Raw genomic sequence first — 4,145 nt, 5'->3', positions numbered from 1 at the left:
GACGGCATCAACCGTGCCACCGACGTCCTGATCGGCGGCAAGACCGCCGTCGTCTGCGGCTACGGCGACGTGGGCAAGGGCTGCGCGGAGTCCCTCCGCGGCCAGGGCGCCCGCGTGATCATCACGGAGATCGACCCGATCTGCGCCCTGCAGGCCGCGATGGACGGCTACCAGGTCACGACGCTGGACGACGTGGTGGAGACGGCGGACATCTTCATCACGACGACCGGCAACAAGGACATCATCATGGCCTCCGACATGGCCCGGATGAAGCACCAGGCCATCGTCGGCAACATCGGCCACTTCGACAACGAGATCGACATGGCCGGCCTGGCGAAGATCGACGGTGTCGTCAAGGACGAGGTCAAGCCGCAGGTCCACACCTGGACGTTCGCGGACGGCAAGGTCCTCATCGTGCTGTCCGAGGGCCGCCTGCTGAACCTCGGCAACGCCACCGGTCACCCCTCGTTCGTCATGTCCAACTCGTTCGCGGACCAGACCCTGGCCCAGATCGAGCTGTTCACCAAGCCCGAGGAGTACCCCACCGACGTCTACGTGCTGCCCAAGCACCTGGACGAGAAGGTCGCCCGTCTCCACCTCGACGCGCTGGGCGTGAAGCTCACGACCCTGCGCCAGGAGCAGGCCGACTACATCGGGGTCCCGGTCGAGGGCCCGTACAAGTCCGACCTCTACCGCTACTGAGCCGGCCGTCGGCCGACGGCCGGCACAGCTCTCAGCAGCAGGTCCGAGCGCAGGCCCCCGCACCCCCGTGTCGGGGGCCTGCCCCGTACCGCACCCGCACAGCCCGAGGACCCAGAAGGACCCCATGCCCCGCGGCCGTTATTCGCTCCACGATGTCCACGACCACACCCCCCTCGGCGAAGAACACTTCCACTGTGCGCCCGGCCCTTCCGGCTGGCGCTACGTCTCCCGGACCACGGGCGTCTCGGGCGCCGACCTGGGTTCCGTCGATCTGGCCCTGGACGAACTCGGCCGCCCGATCCGCCTCGAACTGCACGCGTCGAGCTGGCAGATCCGCGGTGCGGCCCTCGACGGAGTCACCTGGGTCCGGACCGATCCCACCGGCACTCATGCCACTGAAGGCAATGTCCGCGCCCACACCTTCTCCGGCACCTCTCCCGCTTTCCTCGTCGCCACTGCCCGGCTCCTGCGCCTCACCCCCGACACCCCCGCGACCCGCGTCCGTCTGGTCACCTTCACGGACCCGGTCCTCGCCCCCCGAACCGTGGACCAGTCCTGGTCCCTGCTGAACAGTGAAGCGCACGCCACTGACAACGGGCCTCTGATCGTGGACGAGTACCAGGTCAACGCACTGGACACCGGTGATCAGCACACCGTGCACATCGCGGGCGACGTGGTGCTGGCGGCACCGGGCATCGAACTCGAGCACCTCGAGTCACCGCCTTCGGCCATGTCACGCGCGACGGACGGGAGGTAGGGCGGGCGGCGTTCACTCCGCGGGCTCAGCCAGGCCAGGCCTCAGACAGGTGGGACCTCAGGCGGGCCAGCTCTCAGGCAGGCGGGGCCTCAGGCAGGTGGGACGAATCCGGTCGCGGCCGGCCCCTCGGCGCCGCCCTCGGACGCGGCAGCCGCCCTGGGCGTACCGGTTGCTGCCGTTCTTCGGACCTCCGCCGGCCGGTCACCGGAGGGCTCCCGATACACAGGTGTGGACAGGGCCGCCGCGACCGTGCTGCTGCGGCCCGCTGCCGAGGTCACCCGCCGGATGTCCCTGACCTGTCGCTCGTTGACCACGGCCGCCAGGTAGGCAGCCGCCGGCACTCCTTGCGGTATCGGAACCCCCGTACGGGCGACGAGGTCCGTGGACAGCCGCTCGGCCATGGACCGGCGCACCGTGGCATCGAGCTGGTTCATCCGCGTCAGGTACTGCCGTATCGCCAGCCACAGGCCGTCCGGCACGCCCGAGAGGTCGAGCTGCGCGAAACGTCCCATGAGCCAGGGCGGCGGGGGCGGCGCAGCGAGGACCCGCCCGGCCGGAACCCGCTCACGCACGACGAGCGTTCCGGCGAACACGTCGCCGAGCCGACGGCCACGGGCGGACATCAGGGAGGCGATGCAGCCCACGGCTCCGAACGTTCCCAGGATCTCGACCACGCCCATCGCTCCCCGCACGAGCGCGTGCCGGAACCGGATCGGCCCGCCGTCGTCGCGTACCACGCGAAGTCCGCAGGCGGCCTTCCCGAGCGAACGCCCATGGGTCAGCGTCTCGACCGCCACCGGTCCTCCCACCAGCACCAGAAGAAACGTGGCGACAGCGATCGCGGCGGTCGCCGCTTCGTCGAGAGTCACGCTGGCCACGGCCAGAGCGATGGACAGCAGAACGAAAACGGTCAGAAGTACCGCGAGATCGATGGCGATCGCCAACGCCCGGCTGGGCAGCCTCGCCGGCTGCAACCCCAGCACCACCGCGTCCCCGGTCACGAGCTGATTCATCGCCACCCACCCCTCGCCGCCCTTCCCTGCCCCTCGGGACCACAGTCTGCCAAGCTGACCCGCAGCGCACCGCCGTAGTACGGACCCGTACGCACCCATGCCTGGAGCAGCAGCCGACCATGGATCTCGACGTCTTCGTCAGCACCCACCGCACCGAGTGGGACCGCCTGGACCATCTTCTGCACCGAGGGCGCAGCCTGACAGGTGAAGAGGCGGACGAACTCGTCGCCCTGTACCAGCGCGCCGCCACTCACCTCTCCCTGCTCCAGTCCCACGCCCCGGACCCCCTGCTGACCGCCCGTCTCACCCAACTCGTGGCCCGTGCACGTTCCACCGTGACCGGTGCCCGCCGCGCTTCGTGGCGGGACGCCGCACGTTTCCTGACGGCCGGCTTTCCCGCGGCCGTCTACCGCTCGCGGCACTGGTGGATCCCCACGGCGGTGCTCTCCACCCTGCTGGCGGCCGTCATCGGCTGGTGGATCGGCACACATCCGGAGGTCCAGGCATCGATCGCCGCTCCGGAGGATCTTCGCGCCCTCACCCGTCCCGGCGGTCAGTACGAGACGTACTACTCCAGCCATCCGGCCGCCTCGTTCGCCGCCCAGGTCTGGACGAACAACGCCCAGGCGGCGGCCATGTGCCTGGTGCTGGGAGCGTTCCTCTGCATACCGGTGATCTGGATCCTCTTCGTCAACGTGCTCAACCTCGCTGTCGGCATCGGTCTGATGTCGTCCGCAGGCCGTCTGGACACGTTCCTGGGGCTCGTCCTGCCGCACGGGCTGCTCGAGCTCACCGCCGTGTTCGTCGCAGCGGGCACCGGCCTCCGCCTCGGCTGGACGGTCATCGACCCGGGCCCACGCACCCGACGCTCGGCCTTGGCCCAGCAGGGCCGAGCCGCGATAGGCATGGCCATCGGCCTGGCGCTGGTCCTGTTCGTCTCCGGCGTCATCGAAGGCTTTGTCACCCCGTCGGGTCTTCCGACCTGGGCCCGCATCACCATCGGCGTCATAGCTGAGCTGGTATTTCTTGCCTACGTCTATGTCTTCGGAGGCCGGGCGGCGCGCGCCGGGAACACAGGAGACCTTGAGTCCGAGGGACGCAGCGCGGAGCTTCCCGCCACGGCCTGACGGGTCAATGTGCATGCGGGGGCTCTGACCTGCTAGCCTTCAGTTCGCCCACAAAGACTGTTGACATGGTCCGCGTGGAGAGGTAGATTTTAACGGTTCCAACGAACTGGACAGTTCGCGTGGGAACGCCTAAAGTTCATCTCGCTCGTGCAGGGGACGCAATCCTCGCAGAGCCGATTGATTCTTCTCCTTACGAGCAACGAGCCGGATTCGCTTCGGCCGAATTGCTTCTGATAAAGTCGAATCAGCCGAAAGGCAAAGGCCGCTCCACAGGCCATCGGAATCGAATTCGGACCGGAAACGGAACGGAAAAGAGTCTGGTAAAGTTGGAACCGCCGGAAAGGGAAACGCGAAAGCGGGACGCTGGAAAGCGAATCAGCAGGATCCCGTTTCGGCCGGGAATCTGGCTCGGAAGAGTCTGGTAGAGTCGGAGACGCAAGAACGAAGGGAAGCGCCCGGAGGGGCCCGGTGAAACGGGACCGAAGGAAGCGTCCGTTCCTTGAGAACTCAACAGCGTGCCAAAAGTCAACGCCAGATATGTTGATA

The 4,145-nt window shown here is 67.8% G+C and carries 4 protein-coding genes; 3 read left to right on the top strand and 1 reads right to left on the bottom strand.

All coding sequences use genetic code 11. The annotated features are described in order from the left end of the window. The coding region (locus tag VN520_RS19990) for an adenosylhomocysteinase (RefSeq protein ID WP_325748295.1) at positions 1-702 on the top strand (702 nt) is incomplete at its 5' end. A gap of 124 nt (positions 703-826) precedes the next feature. Further along, a complete protein-coding gene (locus tag VN520_RS19985) occupies positions 827-1,459 on the top strand; it encodes a hypothetical protein (protein WP_325748294.1) in 633 nt (210 codons plus the stop codon). Positions 1,460-1,548: 89 nt separating this feature from the next. Here the strand turns inward: VN520_RS19985 and VN520_RS19980 are convergent, their stop codons facing one another. Further along, positions 1,549-2,472: an RDD family protein gene (locus VN520_RS19980; RefSeq protein WP_325748293.1), complete on the bottom strand. Its 924-nt coding sequence runs from the start codon at positions 2,470-2,472 to the stop codon at positions 1,549-1,551. A gap of 119 nt (positions 2,473-2,591) precedes the next feature. Here VN520_RS19980 and VN520_RS19975 point away from each other — a divergent pair, with 119 nt between their 5' ends. Continuing rightward, positions 2,592-3,599, top strand: coding sequence for a stage II sporulation protein M (locus VN520_RS19975; protein ID WP_325748292.1), 1,008 nt, complete (start codon positions 2,592-2,594; stop codon positions 3,597-3,599). Positions 3,600-4,145: the final 546 nt, after the last annotated feature.

This window comes from Streptomyces sp., from assembly GCF_035563135.1.
GTDB lineage: Bacteria > Actinomycetota > Actinomycetes > Streptomycetales > Streptomycetaceae > Streptomyces.
Note: the sequence above shows the minus strand (reverse complement) of the source record. Positions and strands in the feature narration are given on the sequence as shown.